The organism is Tunicatimonas pelagia (assembly GCF_030506325.1).
GTDB classification, from domain to species: Bacteria; Bacteroidota; Bacteroidia; order Cytophagales; family Cyclobacteriaceae; genus Tunicatimonas; species Tunicatimonas pelagia.
Genome location: NZ_CP120683.1, coordinates 978,134 through 1,000,925 on the forward strand (window position 1 = coordinate 978,134; position 22,792 = coordinate 1,000,925).

23 protein-coding genes are annotated in these 22,792 nt (G+C 44.3%); 14 read left to right on the forward strand and 9 right to left on the reverse strand.

Translation table 11 applies throughout. From position 1 onward, the window contains the following. Positions 1 to 123 precede the first annotated feature (123 nt). Complete coding sequence (locus P0M28_RS03990) at positions 124 to 696, reverse strand: RNA polymerase sigma factor (protein ID WP_302208217.1); 573 nt, start codon at positions 694 to 696, stop codon at positions 124 to 126. A 657-nt stretch (positions 697 to 1,353) separates the two neighbouring features. Here P0M28_RS03990 and P0M28_RS03995 point away from each other — a divergent pair. Next, a complete protein-coding gene (locus P0M28_RS03995) occupies positions 1,354 to 2,295 on the forward strand; it encodes a DUF6607 family protein (RefSeq protein ID WP_302208218.1) in 942 nt (313 codons plus the stop codon). A 392-nt stretch (positions 2,296 to 2,687) separates the two neighbouring features. Here P0M28_RS03995 and P0M28_RS04000 read toward each other — a convergent pair whose 3' ends face one another. Both P0M28_RS04000 and P0M28_RS04005 read right to left on the reverse strand, forming a co-directional pair. Next, the gene (locus tag P0M28_RS04000) at positions 2,688 to 3,395 is read right to left on the reverse strand and encodes a LytR/AlgR family response regulator transcription factor (protein ID WP_302208219.1); all 708 of its coding nucleotides are present in this window, start codon (positions 3,393 to 3,395) and stop codon (positions 2,688 to 2,690) included. A gap of 175 nt (positions 3,396 to 3,570) precedes the next feature. After that, on the reverse strand, positions 3,571 to 4,626 hold the full coding sequence (locus P0M28_RS04005) for a sensor histidine kinase (protein ID WP_302208221.1): 1,056 nt from the start codon (positions 4,624 to 4,626) through the stop codon (positions 3,571 to 3,573). A gap of 256 nt (positions 4,627 to 4,882) precedes the next feature. On the opposite strand from P0M28_RS04005, the gene P0M28_RS04010 reads away from it, so the two are divergent. After that, positions 4,883 to 7,216, forward strand: a complete 2,334-nt coding sequence (locus tag P0M28_RS04010; RefSeq protein WP_302208222.1) for a TonB-dependent receptor — start codon at positions 4,883 to 4,885, stop codon at positions 7,214 to 7,216. A gap of 69 nt (positions 7,217 to 7,285) precedes the next feature. Continuing rightward, a complete protein-coding gene (locus tag P0M28_RS04015; protein ID WP_302208224.1) occupies positions 7,286 to 9,697 on the forward strand; it encodes a TonB-dependent receptor in 2,412 nt (803 codons plus the stop codon). Positions 9,698 to 9,766: 69 nt separating this feature from the next. Here P0M28_RS04015 and P0M28_RS04020 read toward each other — a convergent pair whose 3' ends face one another. The 3 genes from P0M28_RS04020 to P0M28_RS04030 form a co-directional block, all read right to left on the reverse strand. Beyond that, positions 9,767 to 10,240, reverse strand: coding sequence for an AAC(3)-I family aminoglycoside N-acetyltransferase (locus P0M28_RS04020; protein ID WP_302208226.1), 474 nt, complete (start codon positions 10,238 to 10,240; stop codon positions 9,767 to 9,769). Positions 10,241 to 10,448: 208 nt separating this feature from the next. Next, positions 10,449 to 11,006: a ferritin gene (locus P0M28_RS04025; RefSeq protein WP_302208228.1), complete on the reverse strand. Its 558-nt coding sequence runs from the start codon at positions 11,004 to 11,006 to the stop codon at positions 10,449 to 10,451. Positions 11,007 to 11,035: 29 nt separating this feature from the next. Continuing rightward, the gene (locus P0M28_RS04030; RefSeq protein ID WP_302208229.1) at positions 11,036 to 11,368 is read right to left on the reverse strand and encodes a hypothetical protein; all 333 of its coding nucleotides are present in this window, start codon (positions 11,366 to 11,368) and stop codon (positions 11,036 to 11,038) included. Between the two features lie 174 nt (positions 11,369 to 11,542). Between P0M28_RS04030 and P0M28_RS04035 the strand changes: the two genes are divergently transcribed. Then, entirely contained in the window at positions 11,543 to 12,460 is a 918-nt protein-coding gene (locus tag P0M28_RS04035; protein WP_302208231.1) for an SDR family oxidoreductase, read from the forward strand. 10 nt (positions 12,461 to 12,470) lie between these two features. After that, complete coding sequence (locus P0M28_RS04040) at positions 12,471 to 13,379, forward strand: helix-turn-helix domain-containing protein (protein WP_302208232.1); 909 nt, start codon at positions 12,471 to 12,473, stop codon at positions 13,377 to 13,379. Between the two features lie 16 nt (positions 13,380 to 13,395). Here the strand turns inward: P0M28_RS04040 and P0M28_RS04045 are convergent, their stop codons facing one another. After that, positions 13,396 to 14,139, reverse strand: a complete 744-nt coding sequence (locus P0M28_RS04045; RefSeq protein WP_302208233.1) for an acetolactate decarboxylase — start codon at positions 14,137 to 14,139, stop codon at positions 13,396 to 13,398. A 17-nt stretch (positions 14,140 to 14,156) separates the two neighbouring features. After that, a complete protein-coding gene (locus P0M28_RS04050) occupies positions 14,157 to 14,534 on the reverse strand; it encodes a hypothetical protein (RefSeq protein ID WP_302208234.1) in 378 nt (125 codons plus the stop codon). 46 nt (positions 14,535 to 14,580) lie between these two features. Between P0M28_RS04050 and P0M28_RS04055 the strand changes: the two genes are divergently transcribed. The 3 genes from P0M28_RS04055 (at position 14,581) to fucP (ending at position 18,518) form a co-directional block, all read left to right on the forward strand. Beyond that, positions 14,581 to 16,194: a sulfatase gene (locus P0M28_RS04055; protein ID WP_302208236.1), complete on the forward strand. Its 1,614-nt coding sequence runs from the start codon at positions 14,581 to 14,583 to the stop codon at positions 16,192 to 16,194. Positions 16,195 to 16,197: 3 nt separating this feature from the next. Continuing rightward, positions 16,198 to 17,055: an amidohydrolase family protein gene (locus tag P0M28_RS04060; RefSeq protein WP_302208237.1), complete on the forward strand. Its 858-nt coding sequence runs from the start codon at positions 16,198 to 16,200 to the stop codon at positions 17,053 to 17,055. A 143-nt stretch (positions 17,056 to 17,198) separates the two neighbouring features. Beyond that, positions 17,199 to 18,518: an L-fucose:H+ symporter permease gene (gene fucP, locus P0M28_RS04065; protein WP_302208238.1), complete on the forward strand. Its 1,320-nt coding sequence runs from the start codon at positions 17,199 to 17,201 to the stop codon at positions 18,516 to 18,518. A 295-nt stretch (positions 18,519 to 18,813) separates the two neighbouring features. Here fucP and P0M28_RS04070 read toward each other — a convergent pair whose 3' ends face one another. After that, on the reverse strand, positions 18,814 to 19,011 hold the full coding sequence (locus tag P0M28_RS04070) for a hypothetical protein (RefSeq protein WP_302208239.1): 198 nt from the start codon (positions 19,009 to 19,011) through the stop codon (positions 18,814 to 18,816). A 90-nt stretch (positions 19,012 to 19,101) separates the two neighbouring features. On the opposite strand from P0M28_RS04070, the gene P0M28_RS04075 reads away from it, so the two are divergent. The 6 genes from P0M28_RS04075 to P0M28_RS04100 all read left to right on the forward strand — a co-directional run bounded on the left by P0M28_RS04075 (position 19,102) and on the right by P0M28_RS04100 (position 22,782). Continuing rightward, on the forward strand, positions 19,102 to 19,920 hold the full coding sequence (locus tag P0M28_RS04075; RefSeq protein WP_302208240.1) for a hypothetical protein: 819 nt from the start codon (positions 19,102 to 19,104) through the stop codon (positions 19,918 to 19,920). A 48-nt stretch (positions 19,921 to 19,968) separates the two neighbouring features. Beyond that, positions 19,969 to 20,118 (forward strand): helix-turn-helix domain-containing protein, encoded by a 150-nt coding sequence (locus P0M28_RS04080; protein ID WP_302210969.1) that lies wholly within the window; start codon positions 19,969 to 19,971, stop codon positions 20,116 to 20,118. A gap of 20 nt (positions 20,119 to 20,138) precedes the next feature. Next, positions 20,139 to 21,347, forward strand: a complete 1,209-nt coding sequence (locus tag P0M28_RS04085; RefSeq protein WP_302208241.1) for a PQQ-dependent sugar dehydrogenase — start codon at positions 20,139 to 20,141, stop codon at positions 21,345 to 21,347. Continuing rightward, a complete protein-coding gene (locus P0M28_RS04090) occupies positions 21,344 to 21,607 on the forward strand; it encodes a hypothetical protein (RefSeq protein ID WP_302208242.1) in 264 nt (87 codons plus the stop codon). Before P0M28_RS04085 ends, P0M28_RS04090 begins: the two co-directional genes overlap by 4 nt. A gap of 151 nt (positions 21,608 to 21,758) precedes the next feature. Further along, positions 21,759 to 22,184 (forward strand): Fur family transcriptional regulator, encoded by a 426-nt coding sequence (locus tag P0M28_RS04095; protein WP_302208243.1) that lies wholly within the window; start codon positions 21,759 to 21,761, stop codon positions 22,182 to 22,184. Positions 22,185 to 22,299: 115 nt separating this feature from the next. Beyond that, complete coding sequence (locus tag P0M28_RS04100) at positions 22,300 to 22,782, forward strand: hypothetical protein (protein ID WP_302208244.1); 483 nt, start codon at positions 22,300 to 22,302, stop codon at positions 22,780 to 22,782. The last annotated feature ends 10 nt before the right edge of the window (positions 22,783 to 22,792 follow it).

Below are 22,792 nucleotides of genomic sequence, written 5' to 3' on the forward strand. Positions count from 1 at the left end.
TGAATTTTATTTTAAAACGCTGAAAGACAAACTATTATAATCAAAAAAAATGTATACGAAACGTAAAAAATGCGATTGAGTACTCCGTTTACTAATGCACACTTTGCCCGGGGGTGATGATAATCAGAGGAAAAATAATATGGCAATACTAACCGCAATATCGGTATGTATGTGCAGTTGCTCCTTAATTGTTCTGAGAGCCTTGGTAATCTGATCTTTAACTGTATTGGGAGAGATATTTAATCGTTGCGCGATCTCTTCGTGACTTAACCCCTCTGTTCGGCTCATGCGAAAAATCAATTGTCGGCGGGTAGGTAGGCCCTGGATAGCTTGTTCTTGGAAGGCTTCTAAATCGCGATAGACTACTTGGTCTTCGGTAACATTACGGCAAGCCGTTTGGCGATAAAAAACTTGCTCCTTCAGTTGATCGCTGTAGGCTGCGTTTCGCAAAGTATTATAAACATGGTTTCGCGCTACTTTGTATAGATACGGTTTGATAGGATAGGCGGGGTCCAACTTCGCTCGGTTTTGCCAGATCTTCAAAAATACCTCCTGCACAGTTTCTTCGGCCAGTGTGGACGATTTAATAAACTTATAGCTATAACCAAAAATAGCGTCTTTGTGCTGATTAAAAATTTGCTTAAACGCTAGGTGGTCACCCTGAGAAACTCTTTTGATCAGAGTAGTTTCGCTCATTTTAGTACTATCTTCCAAAACAGGTAGTTGTATTGTTCACGATAAAATGGCTGTATAGTCACAAATTATCGCACACAATTTAGCGAATTTTCATAAACAACAAAATGAGTAGGATTGTTTTTGTGATTTTAACATTTTAAGCAAAAAAATTTGCGGGTGATTTGTTACGTCCTAATCTGTTCTTTTATCAACAATCTATTTCAAGTTTGAAATTGAGACGGCTGTCGCGCAGGTAATACTGCTTGCGTTTGCTGCGGGTATTCTGCCTGGGTGCCAAAATCGTCATCACGATCATTTCACGACGGCAACAGAAAGCGATCTCACACGGCAGAGGCATGAAGTAAATATGCGATATTAGGTGATCGGAGCTCACCAGACCGAATTACGGTAGCCAAGCCACGTTGGTTTCACTACTTTAGCGTGGAATCACCGCCCTGACGGTATGGGAAAAATATGATTTCTAGGATTTACAAAGTACTTCGCCAATAAACAGTGCTCCTACCGAAATTTTCAAAATCAAACTTGATAATACACTAGTAATAGCTACATTGTTAACCATAACTAGTATAAAAATACGCTAATACTAGCCATTGCTTCCTTGCAATTTCACCATTACTTTTGCTCATGTTTAGATTAAGTCTAAATAACTACAAAATTATGAAAAATACATTAATTACATTCAGTCTAGCTTTTACTAGCTTACTCGCCTTTGGTCAGAAGCAACAGGATATTGAATCCATCAAAGCCATGTGTGGCTGCTACGAAGTAGACTTTCAGTACGTTGAAACCTTCGCTCCTAAAGCGACCTACGAGTTTCACGATCGCTACGTAGCTAACGCTCTGGAATGGGTTGGTTTAGTAGACGAAAGTGAGAACAAACTATCGCTTCAGCATATTTTAGTGATGCGCGATACTATGGCTCTGAAACACTGGCGACAGGACTGGATTTTTGAAAACCAAAAATTATACTCTTTTCAGGGAGATGATCTTTGGAACTTTGAGACGTTAGCTAATGAGGGTGTTAAAGGGCAATGGACCCAAAAGGTTTACCAAGTAGATGATGGCCCGCGCTACGAGGGCAATGCCACTTGGATCCATACCGATGGTAAGCACTACTGGGAAAGCACCGTAGATGCGCCCCTACCTCGCCGGGAATACACCAAGCGCGATGACTACAATGTGCTAGAACGTACTAATCGGCACGAAATTACCGATGAGGGTCATGTACACGAGCAAGACAATACTAAGATTCGTCGCCGAAGCGGAAAAGACCGAGTATTGGTTCACGAAAAAGGCATGAACGTATACAAAAAAGTAGATGATAGTCGTTGCCAAGCCGCAGCTGACTGGTGGCAAAAGAATCAGGCTTTCTGGAGCGATGTACGCACCGCTTGGGACGAGGTTTTTGCCCGGCAGCAGGATTTAATGGTCGCTACTAAAGTAGACGACCAGCGTTTGTACGAACTACTATTTCCGCTGAATGCAGAGCTAATGACCGATGGTAGCTACAACAGCGAAGAAGGTTTATCTCGCATCCGGGAAACCATTGCCCACTACGTAAGCTCTCCGGCTGATACCGAAGTAGCCACTGGAAAATAACTTTAATGAATAATAATTGATGAGTGGTGATTGATGAAATAATAAGAATCATCATTCATTATTCATCACTTATTAAGTTCTAGATGATTTGGCGTGGTTGGGGGCGACTTAAGGGCGGCCTACCGCCGAAGTTTTTGACTATCATTTTTCTCACTACTATCGTGAAAGTAACCTTCGCCAGTCTGGGATAGGATAGATCATATTGCTGAACCACGTAAGTTCACCTGGAATCTCACAGAAAATTACTGAAACATGATTCCCCGATCTAAAACTTAGGAGCGATAACACAACAAAGTACCCGCTTGTGCCTGTTCTTTTAGCGCGGTCGCGGATCGCCGCCCTGCCCCAAAATCTCGACGTTCAACTTGGGCGCGTTATTATCTAATTATTCCTTAGCTTAAAAACCTTGTTGAGAAGTTATCCCGAAAAGCTCTTCCGAGAGGGATAACCAACCCATTTTCTGTGTATATCTGATTACCAACCACTTTAGCAATTTTGGCGGAATTGATAACATAGGATTTATGCACCCGAATAAACTGTTGGTTACCCAATTTTTCTAGCCAGTTTCGGAGCGATTCGGAAGATAAAAGCTTTTTTTCCGGCAGAAATATCTCTGTGTAATCTGCATCGGATTTGATGTAGACAATGTCATCTACCAACACCTTAATATGCTCGTATCCCGATTTAATAAATAGTTCGCGGCGAATTGAAGGCGACTCTTTAGCTTCGCCTAGTGGCTGTTTAGGAATACTGTCAAGAGTGGGTACTCGGGAAACGGCCTTGACAAATCGCTGAAAAGAAAAGGGCTTCAGCAGATAATCTACTACACTGAACTCGTAACTCTCCAAAGCATAATCAGCAAAGGCGGTCGTTAAGACAATCGGCGGCAAATTGTCGCTAGTCTTTAGCAGATCAATGCCCGAAATCTTCGGTAAGTGAATATCCAGGAAGATCAAATCAACTTTCTCTGACTTTAGGTAATTCATCGCCTGAATGGCATCGGAGAAGGTAGCTTTTAGTTGTAAAGACCCAATGTCTTCAATGTACTTTTTAAGAATTCGCTGAGCAGGGGGCTGATCTTCAATGATAATACAGTTCATGAATAACTCGATTGTTCAATGGCTAAATTGTCAATTGCAAAAAGTAGGGAGCTTGAGGTACAGGGCTTGGCATAGGGGTATGAACATTTACTCCCAGCACCGCGTCCCAAGCCACGGTGGTTCTTAGCTTTTCACCTTTCATATCTCATGTCTTTCCCTTTTCCCCCATCAATTTTCAAGTAGTATGCTGGTAGACCATTTTTTCTTTATTCAACCTTTTTAGCTGCATTGACAGGTACACTTCGTACTGATTTTCAGTTTCATCAATGGTTAACTGGTGAGCGTTGGGGTAAAGAAGTTGTAACCGCTTTTTTACATTTTCCAGCCCAATACCCTGAGCCAGATTATCGGTGTTAGCCACAGATTGAAAGTTGTTCTTACAGCTAAATTCCAGTGCACCATCTTCCGAAAGCTGAACAGTAATATCAATCAGAATATTTTCAGACTGACTAGCCTGACTGTGTTTGAAGGCATTCTCAATAAAGACAATTAGTATCAACGGGGCAATCTGATAATCGGGCTGGTACACTTGAGCAGAAAAACTGACCACTCCGCGTTCTTCAATCTGAAGCTGACTGAGTTGGGTAAAATTCTCTAACTGTTCAATTTCTTTAGTTAATGAGACAAATTTCTCCTTGCACTCATAGAGCATATAGCGTAGTACCGAACTTAGCTTTAGAATAATCTCTGGTGTTTGGGGCGAGTAGTCAATGGCGTAGGAATACAGGTTGTTCAGATTATTAAACAGGAAATGCGGATTAATCTGCGACTTGAGAAATTGCAACTCGCTTTCCTGAATAGTCGCCTTTAGCTCATCCACTTCTCGTTGCTTCATCACCGCATCCCAGGCAAACTTAAACCCTGACAATACTGTAATTACCGGAAGCACTCCCCATAAACTAAAGAAAACTCCCAGGAATCGTTGTCCACGAGTATCAGGAAAGTAAATCTGTTCTATCACTGCTTCTTCCACAAATATTACCACAGCGATAACCATAATTGTCCAACCCACAAATTGCAGATGCTTTTTCTGATACAAGAACCGGGGTAGTAAAAGATAATTGATGATTAAGGCGGCCACAGCGTAGGTTAAAAAAAATACTACCTGATAGGATTCTACTTGTGGGTTCCGCCGATCATAAGAGTAAAAAACAAATACTACCCCGTGCAGTAGCACCTGAAACAGTACTTCTTTATAGGAAAGCGTTGAAACAAAATTCTTAGACGGCATCTTCCAAAGATAGTCATTATCTGGGCTTACTATGAAACAAGGAGATCAACGTCATTTTTATTACTGTCAACAGCCGTTTCTGGCTGATCAACTGTAAGTATGCTGTTGATCGGATAAGTTCTGTCGTTCGCCGATTTTATTTTCCCCTACTCTACAATTCCCCGTACTTAGTATCATAATGTCGCCAATTTTTGATTTTATATCCATGATTAACTATTCTAAGTTTGTACTTTTTCTGTTTAGCGTAATTTTAAGTGTGGACACTGCTATAGCTCAGAACGGAACAGTAACCGTTACCGGAATTGTCCAAGATCAGGCCAGCCAGCAGCCAGTGGAATTCGCTACGGTGATGGTAGCTGATAAAGAAACTGGCGAAGCCATTACGGGAGCAACCACTACCGCAGAAGGCACCTTCAGCATTACTGTAAATTCCTCTGATATCTACGTAGAAGTTAGTTTTATCGGTTATAAGCCTCAGACCTTTCGAGATATTACTTTTGCAGATGGTATTGCTGATCTAGGAACCATTAAACTTATTGAAGATAGTCAGGCGCTAGATGAGGTAGTAGTGCGCGCGGAAAAATCCCGCACAGAGTTTAAGTTAGATAAACGCGTATTCAATGTAGGTCAGGATTTGACTAGTGCGGGTGCCAGTGCTCTGGAAGTTCTCAATAATGTACCATCGGTAAATGTGAGCATTGAAGGGGTGATTAGCCTTCGAGGCAGTGCTGGGGTGCAGATACTGGTAGACGGGAAACCATCGGTACTGGCCGATCAGCAGAGTAACGCGCTGGGAACCATCACCGCCGATATGATCGAAAGTATTGAAGTAATCACCAACCCATCCGCCAAGTACGATGCTGAGGGTACTTCAGGCATTCTGAACATTATCCTGAAAAAAGAAGAAAAGCGAGGGTTAAACGGCTCAGTTTCGCTAAACACTGGAGTCCCTGATAATCATAGCATTGGTGTAAGCTTAAACCGCAGAACCGAGAAGTTCAACCTGTTTACTCAATTGGGCGTGGGCTACCGTTCAATTCCTGAGTTTTCGGAGACTATTAACCGCGACCTGACTAATAACACAACCGTGACTAGCGATGGCACCGAATACCGTAACGAAACTTTCTACAACATCATTCTCGGCACCGACTATCATATTAATCCTTATAATGTGATTACACTGTCCGGTAACTTTGCCTACGAGGTTGAAAGTCAGCCCTCGCAGTATGATTTTAGCCTTCTTAACGACAACAACAATTCAGTAGTAGCGGAGTGGAACCGTCGGGAAACCACCGAAGCAACCAACCCTAAGTGGCAGTACGAATTGCAGTACGCCAAGGAATTTAAAAATAATGAGGATCATAAACTCTTGCTAAGTGCGACCGGAAGGTTTTTTGGCAAAGACCAAGCTTCGGAATTCATAAACACGGCTGTCTCCGGGGAGAACTTCAATAACGACCAACAAACCGAAACGGAGTACCAGCAAGCAGACTACACTTTTAAGCTGGATTACACCAATCCGCTTACCGAAAAAATCACTCTGGAGACGGGGGCGCAGTACGTAATTAACGATGTGGGCAATGACTTTACGGTGCGAGAATTTCAGGATGGCAACTTAGTCACGATTGATGAACTGACTAATAATTTTGAGTGGAACCAAAAGGTGTTAGGAGTATACAGCACCGGAGCCTACGAGGACGAAAAGTGGGGAGTAAAACTCGGCTTGAGGGTAGAAAATACTGACTTGAGCACGCTGTTAACCAATACCAATGAGTCTAATAATCAGAATTTCACCAATCTGTTCCCAACGTTTCACACTTCGTATAAGCTGACAGAAAACATATCTGTGCAGGGAGGATATTCCCGAAGAATTTATCGGCCTCGCCTGTGGGATTTAAACCCGTTTTTTAACATCCGGAATAACTTCAATATCCGCGTTGGCAACCCCGATCTACTACCGGAGTTCACCGATTCTTACGAGATCACTAGTATTTTCAACATGGAGAAAGCCTCGATTAATACCAGCGTTTACCACCGCTACACGACCGATGTAGTTGAACGGGTCTCTACCTTTGAGAATAACGTAAATACCACCATGCCGATGAATATTGGCACCAACCGAACTACTGGTTTTGAACTGAACGGAGAGCACAGTCCCACTAGGTGGTTGAAACTAAATGGCGACTTCAATCTCAACTACTTTATCCGTGAAGGCGAGTTCCAGGAGCAATCATTTGACTTTACGGGCGATCAATGGTCGTCCCGGCTAACTTCCAAAATTGCCTTACCCGCAAACTTTGACCTGGAACTTATTGGCAACTACCAATCTGGGTTCCAAACGGTGCAGAGCGAAGTCTCGGGCTTTGCTTTTGCTGACGTAGGCTTACGAAAGAAAATGCTGGACGGAAAGGCAGTTGTCAATCTAAGTGTACGCGATGTATTCGCCTCCCGCATCCGAGAAAGCGTAATTGATCAGCCCGAATTTTATCTGTACAGCTTTGAGCAGCGCGGGCGATTTATCACACTGGGTTTTAGCTACGGTTTCGGAAAAGGCGAGGCTATGACCTACTCCGGTAGCCGCCGAAGATAAACTATTTGCTTACTTTTAGCTTTATCTTTTTTATCACTAAACTAACCGCATTTTTTGGTAAATTCAGCCATGAAATTACTCACCAAAGTCGCTTTCACTTTTACCCTACTGATCATTAGCTTTCAACCTTTGATCGCTCAAAATCAACCCATACAAATTACCGGAAAAGTGGTAGAAAGCGGGGGACGACAACCCGTAGAATATGCTACCGTAATGGTGAAAGCCGTCAGTGATGATAGCATGGTTGATGGAACTACTACCGCTGAAGACGGCTCGTTTACACTTACTACCGAAAACCCGGATGTCTATTTGGAAATAAGCTTCATTGGGTTTGAGACGCTGATTGTGGCTGATGTGAAAATTAATAAAGGCACCGCCAATGTCGGCACAATAGCATTGAGCCAAGATGAACAAACGCTGGATGAAGTGGTGGTACGGGGCGAAAAATCCCAAACCGAGTTTAAGTTAGATAAGCGCATATTTAACGTAGGGCAAGATTTGAGTAGTACCGGGGCTAGCGCACTGGAGGTACTCAATAACGTTCCCTCGGTAGCGGTGAATATCGAAGGGCAAATCAGCCTGCGGGGTAGCCAGGGAGTGCGGATTCTTATCAATGGAAAACCGTCAGTACTCACCAGCGAGGGTGGAAACGCGCTGGGAACGATCACTGCCGATATGATTGAGCGAATTGAAGTGATTACCAACCCATCGGCCAAGTACGAAGCTTCGGGTACCTCGGGCATTATCAACATTGTGATTAAAAAAGAGGAAAAGCGCGGGCTGAACGGCTCGGTCACACTGAACACCGGAGTGCCGAATAATCATAGTCTGGGTTTAAGTTTAAACAATCGTACCGAAAAGTTCAATCTGTTCAGTCAGTTGGGCGTTGGGCACCGCACATTTCCCCAGCAGTACCGAACCATTAACCGGGATTTAACCAGTAACAATACAGTGAGAAGCCAGGGTGAGAGCGATAAGAATGAGACCTTTTTCAATATCATTCTGGGAACTGATTATCATATCAACGAAAATAACGTGCTTTCCCTGACTGGGCACTTTGCCTACGAATTAGAAACCGAATTCTCTGATACCGATTTTGATTTCTTGGACGAGACGAACACGCTGGCTTCGCAGTGGAATCGTGACGAAGAGACGGAAGCGACGAACCCCAAGTACCAATACGAACTACAGTACAAAAAAGACTTTCCTGATAATCGGGGTGCCGACCATGAAGAGCATACGCTACTGTTCAGTGCCATCGGAAATTTCTTCGGGAAAGATCAATCTTCCGAGTTTAACAATACCCCCGTCATGAATGGGGAAGCCTTTAGTCAGCAGCAGCAAACCCGCACTGATTTTAAGGAAGGCGAATACACTTTTCAACTGGATTATACGCATCCGTTCAACGAAGTATTTACGCTGGAAAGTGGGGCACAATACGTATACACTGACGTAACTAACGATTTTTCGGTCAGCAATCGGGCAGACAACAATGATTGGGTGGTTGATCCGGACTTAACCAATGTTTTTGACTTTGATCTGGAAGTGCTAGGGGTGTACAGCACCGGGGCTTACGAAGGTGATAAGTTCGGCGTGAAACTAGGACTACGGCTGGAAAGTACCGATATGCGAACCCTGCTGGTTACTACCGACGAAAGTAGTCAGCAAAACTTTACCAACCTCTTCCCTACCGCTCATACGTCGTATAAACTCAATGATAACTTTTCGCTACAAGCGGGCTACTCCCGCCGTATTTACCGTCCGGGTTTGTGGGATTTGAACCCATTTACCAATATTCGTAACAACTTCAGTATCAGTGCCGGTAATCCACTACTGCAACCAGAGTTTACTGATTCTTACGAAGTGACCAGCATTTTTGACAAGGGTCCGGTCTCCTTTAGCGGTGCCGTCTACCACCGCTACACGACCGATGTAATTGAAGAGGTAGCCACGTTCGAGGATAATGTTAGTTTCTCCCGACCCGAAAATATCGGCATCAACCGAGCTACCGGATTGGAACTAAACGGTAAGTACAACCCTACCGAATGGTGGACATTGAATGGGGATTTCAACTACAACTACTTTAGTCGGGAAGGTGATTTTGAAGATATATCGTTTGATTTTACCGCTAACCAATGGTCGGGGCGATTGACTAATAAATTCAAGCTTCCCGCTGACATAGATCTCGAGGTGATTAGTAACTACCGTTCGGCCTACCAAACGTTTCAAATGGATATATCCGGTTATTTCTTCGCCGATTTGGGAGTCCGAAAGAAGATCATGAACGGCAAAACAATTCTCAACCTAAGCATCCGCGATGTATTCGCTTCCCGAATTTTTGAATCGGAAACAGTCCGCTCTCGGCAACCTGATTTTTACTTATACGACTACCGACTGAGAGGCCGCTTTATTACGGTAGGAATTAGTTACGGCTTTGGTAAAGGAGAAGCAATGGAATTCTCGGGACAAAAACGGTTTTAAAGTAGTCTTGCTACAATCTGTAACCAAAAATAGATGGGTATCTTGTATCTCTAATAACCACGAACCTACTCAGGATCTTATTTCAGGTGAAATATCAAAGTGTAAGACCTCTTCCTTTTCACCTAGCTTTTCGTATAATTTGATAGCTGGTTCATCCGCATAGTCAGCCTGGACAAAGATGACATAAACTCCCCTTTCAGCGGCTACTGACTGCAAATGATTTATCATCCGGGTGGCTACTCCCCGACGCCGAAATGATTCACTAACTGCAAGATCATAAATATAGATTTCGCTGCGCTGCTGCTCAAATTTCATCAATTCATAGGCAGCCAATCCACCGACAACTCGACCTTCTTGCCGTGCAACTAGAGCTATAAAATAGTCTTTGCTCAAGAGATCATGTAGGTAACTATCATCCGGCTGATTGTGACAGTATGTATCCCGCTCGTCGAATGCTTCACCAAAAAGGTTCAGCATACCTCGGAGAAGTTCAATATCTTCTGATGATAATAATTGAGTTTGGTAATCAGATCGCCGCTCCATTTTTGATTTATAGAGGGTGAGAGAGATTTAGAACTTAGGGCACTTTCGGCAAGGCCGCTTACCAGCTTTCTTGTACTTCTTGCAGCACTTCTTAAAAATACACTCTTCGGAAGGAAGCCCCGACTGTTTCTCAAGGCTTCCTATGGTGCATCTATCTTCTACCTGATGTTGAAATTCTAAGTTCATGCCGTCTTTCTGTCAAAGTATTTTACGCTTCTTCCCCACCTTCAGCTCCGGCACCTGCCTCCTGATACACGATCTTAGGAATTCGCTCATCGATCAGGATTAGATCCATACCCGAGTCGCCCATAATATCGAATAATTCTACGGCACGTCGGGCTACGTATTCTTCTTCTACTTGCTCCTGCACGTACCACTGCATAAAGCTTTCGGTAGCAAAATCATTCGCATTTCGGCAGGCCACTACAATCTTATTAATTGATTCCGTCACGTGGATTTCATTATCCAGAGCAGTTTCAAATACTTCCTTTAGCGTTGAGAAATCATGCTGCACTTCGCCAACCTGCGGGGAGATGGCTGCCGCTCCCATGTCGCTTACATAGCGGAACAATTTTAGCATATGCATGCGCTCCTCATCGGCCTGGGTGTAAAAGTGGTCGGCACTGTTGTCCCAGCCATGCTGATCACACCAAGCAGCCATCGCCAGATACGCGGCTGAGGCGGTAGCTTCAATACGAACCTGCTCGTTCAGAATGTCTATAATTTCGGGCTTAATGGAGGTGCGTTGCCGCATAAGATCTTTCATAGAAATAAGGTAATAGTGTCAAAAAAAGATTAAGAAATTCCGCAGTTTAACTGCTGATGCAAAATACTATTTAGCTCCAACATCACTAACGTTCCTGATAACAGTTCTTTCAGATCAATGATTTCCCGAATACTCAATAAAAAAATGGCTTCTCGCTGGCAGGTTGACAATAGCGCTACATCTGAATAATCTGATTCATCAGTGAGCAATTTCACTAGATCGATTGAGTCTACCTTCTTCTTAAAAGCTATTAAAGAACACACACTCATTGCCATTTCCCGCCCCTGAAAGTGCAGATAAAAACAACGATCTTGATCGGACTGAAACGTACAACCGTAGTCTGTAGCGAATAACTGTATCATACTGAACACAAAAATACAGCTATTTAGAATGATTACAAATTAAATATCACAAATATCTTTTTTGCGTCAGACTACCTAAGAAAAACCTTGAAAAGTGTCTAAGTTGACTGGATTAGTGTATCATGAAACAGCTAAACCGTACCGAAATTTGCTATACACAAAATGAAATTAGACATGCGACGAACAATTTTTATTTCAGGAACAAACTCTGGTATCGGAAAAGCAATCGTTGAGTTTTTTGCCAGCAAAGGGTGGAACGTAGCGGCTACTGTTAGAAATGTAGATGAATATCCTAACTTATTTGCTTCATTCCCGAATGTAAGACTTTATAGTTTGGAAATGACTGATTATCAGCAAATAGAAAATATAGTAAAACAAGTAATCAGCGATTTTAAGCGAGTGGATGTGGTTGTTAACAATGCAGCATATTGCCTTATCGGCCCGTTAGAAACAACTAGTATGGAGCAACTCAAAAACCAGTACGAGACCAATGTGTTTGGGGTATATGCGACAATTAAAGCGTTTTTGCCTCATCTACGTGAGAATAGTAAAGGAACCATTATCAATATAGCTTCTTCAAGTGCCCAGTTTAATTTTCCGTTTATTTCCGGGTACGGCAGCACAAAATGGGCTATTCGTGGAATAACCGAAAGCCTGGGTATTGAATTAGCTCCTTTTAATATTCAGGTCAAAGCTATTTACCCCGGCACTCACGCTACTGGTATCTTCACAAAACTAGATCATGGTACTAATGCACTAAATGATGCTTATCGAGCCTACAAACCCTCCTACCGTAATTTCATCTCTGCTCAAAAGATCTACCCCAAAGCAACGGCTCCTGAAAGTGCGGCAAAAGAAATTTGGCGAGCAGTAGCTATGGGTACAAAGGGGAAATTACACTTTGTGACCGGAGGCGATGCAAAGTTTCAAGCCTTGATGAAAAAGATACTACCCCAAAGAAGCTTTCAAAAAATGCAGATAGGCTTGATTGATAAACCAACAAAAGAGAGCAGTAGAGGATTTATTAAATGGTTGTTCGGGAAAAACGTACAAGAAGTTAAAACGGATATACCCCAAAGCCTTCTATCCTAACATTTAGAGAATGACCAACTTTATTACCATAGCATCCGTCAGTCAACTGCACAATTTGCTTGGGTTTGGCAAGCCTAAGCATCCCCTCATTACGGTTATTGATTATTCTAAGATCAGCTCATTACCCGAATGGGTGAACGTTCGTATCGTTTCTGATTTTTACACCGTAACGCTTAAGACTCCCTCGCCAGTTGGCCTTTTATATGGCAGGCAACCGTTCGATTTCGATAGTGGAACCATGATTTTTACCGCACCGAGTCAGGTCATTTACGTATCGGAAGATAATTCAGAAGTACAGTTTAGCGGTTGGGGATTATGGTTCCATCCTGAGTTGATTAGAAGAACTAAATTATCCGACACTATCCGGCAACACGAATTTTTCAAATACGCTATCAACGAAGCCTTGCATGTGTCTAATGAGGAAGAGCAAATGCTTTCGCTAGTATTACGCAATATTGAATGTGAACTTCTCTCAGGTATTGATCAGTTTAGTCAATCTGTTCTGGTTACAGCTATTGAGCAACTGCTCAACTATACCCAACGATACTACTCTCGACAATTTGCTACCCGAAACAATCAAAACGTAGACTACTTCAGCCGCTTCGAAAAGCTACTCGATACTTATCTTAACTCCGACAATTTGCCGTCTAACGGGCTACCTGATGTTAAGTTTTTTGCTGACCAATTGAATCTTTCTCCCGGTTATCTTACCGAAATATTAAAACGAGAGACGGGAAAGACTGCCAAAGAAATTATACTGCTTGAACTGGTTGAGAAAGCCAAACTTATGCTCTTAAACTCTAGCCAGACAATAAGTGAGATTTCGTTTCAGTTAGGGTTTGAAAACCCATCTTATTTCAGCAGACTTTTTAGAAAGAAAGTGGGTATGGCACCACTAGAATTCAGAGGATTAAATTAAGTTGATTATCTGGCTCTCATTGCAAAGGTAACCCTAGTGATAATTCACCAGGTTGAATATTCAATTCATCTAAATGCCCCATGTTAGTGCGGGCTTGATTAATTACATGTACGTGAATAAATGAGCCGTGGTGGGTAAATACGCCCTCATGCTGGCGGGAGTAAAACCCCAGCAAAGTCACTTCTTCATCCACTAACGTAAAAAACCGTTTAGCCTGCTGATGTAATTTTGGATTGTGCTCACTCTGCGCTTCTGGCTTGTCCATCACATGATAGATAATTTTCTGAGCTTTACCCTTCAATGTAAACGGAAACGGCTCATCCAGTGATCGTCCTGTGGCTACTGCCTTCTGTTCAATGATCTGTTGTAATTGAGGCAAGGTGGTAATTGTTTGGTCGAGTACTTGCCGACTTCCCCACTCAGCTACAGAAGCATACACTAAGAAAGGGGCCTGAATGACCGGGATTATTCCAACGATATTTTTCCCTTTGCTTACCTGAGACACATACGTAGTATCATTCCACAGCAAAATCTCGCCCTGCAAATAAGCCACCGGGCCGAGTCCGTACAAATTCTTCCCGGTTAAAGTATCCAACTGTACTTTTCCTGCTAATCGCCCCAGTTGTTTTACCTGCTTCACTGCCCCAATCACCTGAACAGATTGAGCCGACAGCCCCAAGGAACTGAACCCTAGTACCAGTAAAATGATAATAGCTCTCATGCTTTTAATAAATAATGACGGATGAGTGATACGTTTCATTAATCATCAGTTATTATTCACCTAATAGCGACTTTGCTTTCTATTTGCTGCTTTACTTGCTCAATAGCCGTTTTTTGGCTCTGCTGTATCTGAACAATATTGGTGGTATCTGCTACCTCCATCGCCATTTCATTTTGATCAGCGGATTGCCGCCCAGCGGATTGCCGCCCAGCGAATTGTCGCCCAGCGAATTGTGCTTCCTCCCGCTCCGGAATTTTCTTTACGTTACGCATCCACTGCATCATACCTTGGTCAGCATACTGAAGGTTAAGAACCACGAACTGCATATACCGCATCGTATCGGCGTAAGCCTCAGAATCTCGCTGATTGAGAGAGTCTATCTGAGTCTCTACTGCTCGTCGCAACTGCGTGAGCAAATCATCTTGAATTGGCATAAATAACGAAAACAGCTAATTTAGACCGAACAACTATATTAGACCTATGGCTATCCAACAATCGCTTACGCTGCTGGGCTTCTGTGTCCTGTTCTTTACTTGTGAACCTAAGGAAGAACCCGAAACGAAACGTCGCCCCAATATACTATTTATTTTAGCCGATGACCTGGGTTATCACGATTTGAGTTGCACCGGAAGCCATTTTTATGAGACGCCCAATATTGACCGCATTGCAGAAAGAGGAATGCAGTTTACGCAAGGCTACGCGGCCTGTCAGGTCTGTAGCCCTTCCCGAGCCAGTATTATGACCGGGAAATTTCCCGCTCGCCACGGCATCACTGATTGGATCGGGGCTAAAACCGGAACAGACTGGCGAGACTTCAACCGCCATAATAAATTACTACCTGCCCAGTACGTTCATCAGCTACCCACCGAATACACTACCCTCCCCGAAGCCTTTCAAGAAGCTGGTTACACCACTTTCTTCTCTGGAAAATGGCACATTGGCGATGAAGGTTCTTACCCCGAAGATCATGGATTTGATATTAACCGAGGTGGCTGGGAAAAGGGAAGTCCAATGGGAGGTTTTTTCGCCCCACACAACAACCCAAAATTGGCCGATAAGAAAGCAGGCGAGAGCCTGACGCTACGCTTAGCCGAAGAAACCGTAGATTTCTTGGAAGCACATAAAGATTCTTCCTTCTTCGCATTCTTATCGTTCTACGCCGTACACGCTCCGCTGGAGACGACTCAGGAGAAATGGAAAAAATACCGCCAGAGGGCCTACGAGCAAGGTATGGCCGACAGTGGCTTTGTAATGGAGCGACGCTTACCTATCCGTACGGTGCAGGACAATCCGGTCTATGCAGGGCTGGTGTCTACTATGGATGATGCCGTAGGTAACGTCTTACATGCGCTAGAAGAGCTGGGTTTAAGTGATAATACTATCATTGTATTTACCTCTGACAATGGGGGGGTAGCTTCCGGAGATGCCTACGCCACTACGAACTTACCCCTACGCGGTGGTAAGGGCTACCAGTGGGAAGGTGGTATTCGCGAACCATACTTTATTGCTGCCCCCTGGATAAACACCGCAGGAAAAAAGAGTGCTGTGCCAGTATCGGGAGTAGACCTCTACCCTACCCTATTAGACTTAGCTGGCCTGGAATTAAAACCTAATGAACACACCGACGGCGTAAGCTTGCTTCCCCTGATGCAGGGAGATTCTATTACCGAACGCCCTCTGTACTGGCACTATCCGCACTACGGCAACCAAGGTGGCGACCCGTCCTCCATTATCCGCTTAGGCGATTGGAAGTTAATTCACTACTGGGAAGATGGTCAACGGGAATTATATAATCTGAGAGATGATCCTCAAGAGGCTGCTAATATCATTGAGCAGGAGCCAACCGTCGCTCAACAACTAGGCCAGCAACTAGAACAGTTTCTCAGAGAAACGCAAGCCAACACTCCTGAACCCGACCTAGAGTACAACGAACAACTGGCACAGGCGCGACAAGCTAATATCGTCAATGAACTATTGCCTCGTTTAGAGCAACAGCGAACTAATATTTTACAAGAAGATTGGCAGCCGAACCCTGACTGGTGGGGCAGCCAAGTAGATTCACTTACGCAAAACAGTGCTGCTGTATTAGACTAAGTTATGCAGGAAGACAACATTAAATTAATGAAGATAGATGCCCATCAGCATTTTTGGAAATTTGATCCAGTACAAGATACTTGGATTACCAATGACATGGCTGTGCTCCAACGTGACTATACCCCATCTGACCTAGAATCTTTGCTCTCGGCTCACGGATTTTCAGGATGTGTAGCGGTGCAGGCCGATCAGGCGGAGGCCGAGACCTATTATCTGGCCGACTTAGCCAAACAGCACGATTGGATCAAGGGAGTAGTGGGCTGGGTAGACCTCCGTTCGGATCGCCTGCAAGCCTCGTTAGATCAAATCAGCGAGCTACCATCAGTCAAGGGGTTTCGCCATATCATACAGAGTGAACCCGATGGATTTATGCGACAACCGGCGTTCATTGAGGGCCTCCGCCAACTTGAGTCGTATGACTTCACCTACGATATTCTCATCTACGAGCAACAGTTGGAAGAAGTAATTACGCTGGTAGACCTACTATCAGAAAACCAGAAGCTGGTGATCGACCATATTGCTAAACCGATTATTAGAGAGAAGTCATTTACTACGTGGGAAAAGTACATTCGGCAACTTGCCAAACGACCCAACACACGGATCAAAGTATCTGGCTTAGTAACCGAAGCCGATTGGCAGCATTGGCAACAAAGTGATTTTCAGCCCTACCTTAGTACCGTCTTGGACGCTTTCGGCCCTCACCGCATGATGTTTGGCAGCGATTGGCCGGTTTGTTTGCTAGCCGCCCAATACGAACAAGTTGTATCCGTCATTCAGGACTTTGTAAATCCACTAAGTGCTACCGAACAGGCCGCGATTATGGGGCAAACGGCAGTAGACTTTTATCAACTATCTGACTAATCATTACTACTACGGATTTAGGGGCAATAGCAAACAGTGGGTGAGCTGCACTGAATAGTGGTCTTTTAGAAAAATAGCACTATTATTGAACCAGTAATACGCTTTTACCAAATCTGCTCACCCTAGTATAACTGCCCTTTTGCATGACCAAACCTCGCTTAATTCCCCAAGAATTTATTGTTCCCTTTGTTCTAATCACCTCACTATTTGCACTCTGGGGGTTTGCCAATTCCGTAACCGACCCAATGGTGCAAGCCTTCAAAAAAGTATTGGAACTAACCAACGCTCAGGCGGCTTGGGTGCAAATGGCTTTTTACGGAGGGTACTTCTCTATGGCATTACCCGCCGCACTTTTCATTCGGAAATACTCCTATAAAACGGGAGCACTTATTGGGCTGGCCTTATTCGCGGTAGGGGCTCTTCTGTTCTATCCGGCTGCCATCAGCGAGCAGTTTTGGTTCTTTTGCCTGGGGCTCTACGTGCTAACTTTTGGGCTAGCTTTTCTAGAGACGACCGCTAACCCTTACATTCTCGCCATGGGCCCACCGGAGACCGCCACCCAACGGCTCAACCTAGCGCAAGCGTTCAACCCTTTCGGTCTATTAGGCGGATTATTAGTTGCCCAGCAGTTTGTCCTTAAAAAGTTGCAGTCCGATGATCTAGAAAACTACGCTACTCTTGCGGAAGCACAAAAAGCCGTGGTGCGAACCGCCGATCTGATGGTGATCCGTGACCCATACCTAATGTTGGGATTAGCCGTAATGGTTATTTTTATCTTGGTACTAGTCAGCAAAATGCCCGAAGGAAAAGCAGAAGGCGAGCTATCGCTAGGAAATACCGTGAGAAGACTTACTAAAAATTCTCGTTATACCTCCGGAGTTGCTGCCCAAATGCTGTACGTTGGGGCGCAAATTATGTGCTGGACTTACATCTACCAATACGCTGAAGCCCAAGCTATGGATAGCGATGTAGCCGCCAGCTACCAGTTTATTGCCTTTCTCGCTTTTATGATCGGCCGCGCCATCGGCACCTATCTGCTACGGTTCGTTTCCGCCGAAACGTTGCTTGCCATCTTTTCGCTGGGGGCTACCCTGCTTACGTTGGGTACCATATTTATTCAGGGACTATTTGGATTATACTGCCTAGTAAGCCTTTCATTTTTTATGTCCCTTATGTTTCCTACCATTTACGGAATAGCACTGGATGGACTGACCCAAGACGAATTTAAACTGGGAGCTGCCGGACTAGTAATGGCCATTGTTGGCGGAGCCCTTCTCCCCAAACTACAAGGAATGATTATCGATTTTGGGGGAGCGGGCGTGGCTGACGTACAGATTGTGGGAGTGCCTGAAGTCAACTTTTCGTTTGTTCTGCCCCTCGGATGCTTTGCAGCTATTGCCCTTTACGGTTGGCTTATTGGTAAGCGTACCTTGCCTAATCCGCTAAGCTCTTCTCAACAGTAGAAAAACACTTACTGAACAAATTAGAATTTACGCGGCGACTTTCAGTCCACAGCAGATTACTGGCGGTAGGCTTAGGAAAAATTTACTGATTTTTGAAAAACAACCTCGATTCCCACAACGGTGGGAATAATTTTCATCGCGATAGTGGTCACAACGATGACTCTATCATACTGAAAAAACACACTACTAAATAGGTAGTGCCAATTACAGTAGTGGCAATTGGCAAGCTTTCAGTAACATTCAGGCTAGTAACAATCAGCGTATGATGTCCCCAGAGGTGTAGCATCTGTTCTCTCTAGCCCAGCACTCGGTTGAAAGTAAACGCGATGAAGACTACCAGCCATACGATGCTTAGCAGTAGGTAGGCGATGGTATGCTTGCGTTGCTTACTCAGTACGAGTGTTCCCAGAAAGAAGGCTAGAAAAGCTCCCAAGAATCCGATAAACTTCAGATGTTGCATACCGCCGACATTACTTCCCACAAAGAAAAGCATTGACATTCAGTAACTCTACCAAAAAGTTAACTTGATGCTACTTGCTCTCACAGTTAGTAGATTATTACTTTAGTCGTTTATTCTTACAGTATGACTCTTTCGCGTGAAATTATTGCAGTACTGAGTAACTTAGGAGTAGCCCAGGGGGTATTTTTGGCCTTTTATCTGCTTCGATTGAAAAGCGAGCCTCGGCTCGCCAACCGCTTACTTGCTTTGCTACTGCTAGCACTATCTGTTCGAGTGGGCAAATCAGTTTTTAACCATTACCTGACACTCGAACCCTGGCAGCGCAATTTAGGCTTAGCCGGTTTTCTATTGGTCGGGCCTTTCCTGTGGTTCTACGGAAAGAGTTTGTTTCAGAAGAAATTTCGTTTAGTACAAAGAGATTATTGGCACTTTGTTCCAGCCACGCTTTATACGCTACTCAGCCCGGTTATTCCTAATGAAAGCAACTTACTGTCTTACGTTAGCTACGGTTTGGTGTTAGGTCAACTACTTACCTATTGCCTAGTTAGCTACCGCTACGCTCACTTACAATCGGCATTACCTAATCAATCGTTATATCGCTGGTACCGGAATATTGTGTTGGGAGTGGCCGCTATCTGGCTGTTGTATCTACTGATCTTTCTAAATATAGTACCTTTTTACATGGTTGGGGCTATTGCTTATTCGCTGCTGATTTATCTTTTCTCGTATCAGCTACTGCGTCGCCACCAGTTTGCTCATCTGAAATACCGAAATTCCACACTCTCCGGCGAGAAGGCTCAACGTACTTTGCAGGCTCTAGAGCAGCTATTCGCACAAGAAAAGCTCTATCTTAAGAATGACCTCACCGTTGCCGAAGTAGCGCAAGCCCTAAAAATAACTCCTAGACACCTTTCTCAAGTAGTTAACGAACAAAAGAGGTAAAACTTCTCTGAGTTGGTTAATGAACTTCGTATCTGAGAGGCGCAACAACTGTTAGAAGATCCTAGCATGGCAGATCAGAAGATTGCAGCGATTGCTTTTGACTCAGGATTTAATAACCTCACCTCCTTCAATGCAGCTTTTAAAGCACACACGCAGTGTACTCCTTCGCAGTATCGTAAGCAGTTTTTGACTTCCTAAGTCTTTAATATTCCTGATTCTTGAAGTTTTATGTACGGTTAACGGCTTTCTTAGCCGAAAACATTACAATGATTTTTGCCTATCAACACTTTGTCTATTATTTGCTCCTATTGAGCCTAGGATCCTGTACATACGTTTCAGCCGATGCCGAAACCACTCCCCAAGCCCAACGTGTCACCGTAGTAACGGGGCTAATTCGCCCGTGGAGTATGGCTTTTCTTTCTGAAGAAGAAGTATTGGTGACTGAAAAGGAAGGTAGCCTTAAGCGGGTAAACTTAGCTACCGGAACCCAACAAGTAATCAAAGGCTTTCCGAAAGATTTAGACAACACTCCGCAGCATGATCCTCGCGATAATGCGGGGTTGTTTGATGTCGTACTAGATCCGGATTACGCGAACAGTGCCTGGGTGTATATCGCTTACTCGGCTTCGGAACCCGGAGGTAGTACCACGAAAGTCATCCGTGGGCAGCTCCGCAAAGATTCTCTAACCAATGTACAAGCTTTACTGGTCGCCGAGCCTTTTTCGCCCGACCGCTTTCACTACGGTGGGGGAATGGTATTTGGTACGGATAACAAACTGTATGTAACGGTGGGCGAGCGTTACTTTCGGGAAATAGAGCAACCCTCGTTACCCATTGCCCAAGATGTGCAGGATCGAAGAGGAATGATTTATCGTCTTAATCCGGATGGAAGTCTCCCTGATGATAATCCGGACTGGGGATCAGATGCGGTTCCGGGAGCATATGCCATTGGGATTCGTGCGGCACAGGGCATAACTTGTCACCCCGAGAGCGGGCAGATTTGGTTCAGTGAGCACGGTTCCCGGCAGGGTGATGAAATTAATATCTTGCAAGCCGGAGCTAACTACGGCTGGCCTTTGCAAACCACTGGTCAATACCGCGACTCTGCTTATATTCCACCACCGATAGGCGATCGGGTACTCACCGATCCGGTATGGTCTTGGGACGAAACGGTAGCACCCACCGGACTTACGTTCTACACTGGCAGTGAGTTTCCTGCTTGGCAGGGCAGCTTGTTTGTGGCTGGTTTATCCGGAGGAAGCTTACGGAGATTGACTGTTGAAGGTGAACAAGTGAAAGCTGCAGAAAAACTGTTTGCCGATGACCCTATCCGACTACGGCAAGTAATTCAGAGCCCAGGAGGCAAACTCTATCTGCTCACCGATGAAATTGAAGGGCGCATCCTTCGCATTGATCCGGCACCATGAAACGTTTTTTACAATTCGCTGCCATTGGGGCGATGCTCAGCACCGTTACTACGTTTTTGCTATGGTTGCTTCCTAAGTTCTATCCAGAAATCAGCACTTTTGACGAGCAGGTAGCACTGCATACTAACGGATTTTATCTCGGTAGGCTATGGGTTAATTTTGCACATATTTTTTTAGCTGTAGAAGGAACGAAAAACCACCTTGTTTCTACATTTAGAGGAGCAGTACATTACTGGGCGGAAGCTTGTTGTCGCTTTTGAAATAGCTGGCACTAATCCGGTCGATAAATCGTTTTCTTATCGGCATATGGTGAGCAGCTATTTTGGACAACTTTCTTGTCTTTAATCAGTGCTCATTGCTAACGAGCTATAGCTTTTGGAAAACCGCATAAAAATTGCTAGTATTCGGAGTATGAATAATCAGAAGTTCATAACGGATGTATTACACGCGCACGGATTAAGAAAAACACCTATCCGTACTGAGATGCTAACCCTTTTTCTTAAGCATGATACCGCCCTAGCTGCTAGTGATATTATTGCGAAGATGAAACTGCGGCTGGATCGGGTTACGGTATACCGTGCCCTGAACTCATTTGAGGAACACGGCATACTACATCGTGCCTCCGAAGACGAGCGAGGCATCAAATACGCTCTGTGCGGGCAGCACTGTCCGGATGAAGCCCACGCCGATCAGCACGCCCATTTCATCTGCGATCAGTGTCACCAAACCTACTGTTTGGAAGATGTAAAAGTACCGGAAGTAGCTGTGTCCGATGAGTTTTCGGTAGATCGAAAAAACTATACCCTTAGTGGCACCTGCAAAGCGTGTAATGCCTAAAGCTTTCTGGCTCCTATAGGCACTGATACGTCAATCCCCCTCACCGGAAATATTGAAACGTAACAAATTTGTGTGCGCTTAGTTCTTGTAATAATTATTAACCAAGTCTGTTTCTATGTTACGCTATTTCCTTTTCATTCCGTTCGTTCTTTTGCTTGCTTGCTCACCGGGCAATCAAGAAAAAATTGCTTCTTTTCAGGAAGAACATAAGCAGATGGAAGAGGCCCATCAACAGATGGAAGCTGAGCACGATCAACTGGAGCAAGAACACCAGCAGTGGGTTCAGGAGAACCAAGCAGCCACTCAAGACGATTCCTTAATGATGGCCATGGAAGATCAGCATCAAGCATTGCTAGACAAGCACCAAGCTATGATCGACGAGCATCAGGCCGTAATTGATAAACATAGTGAGCTACTGGAAAATCCGGAAGTAAGTAACTTCACCGAAGAAGAATTGGAGGCGCAGTTTAGCACTATGCGCGATGAGCACCAACAGATGGAAAAAGAACATGACATGATGATGCAAGAGCACCAAACCATGCAGGAAGAACACCAGCGCATGACCGATGAGACTGCTACTGATTCAGTATCGTCATGAAATGATCGTC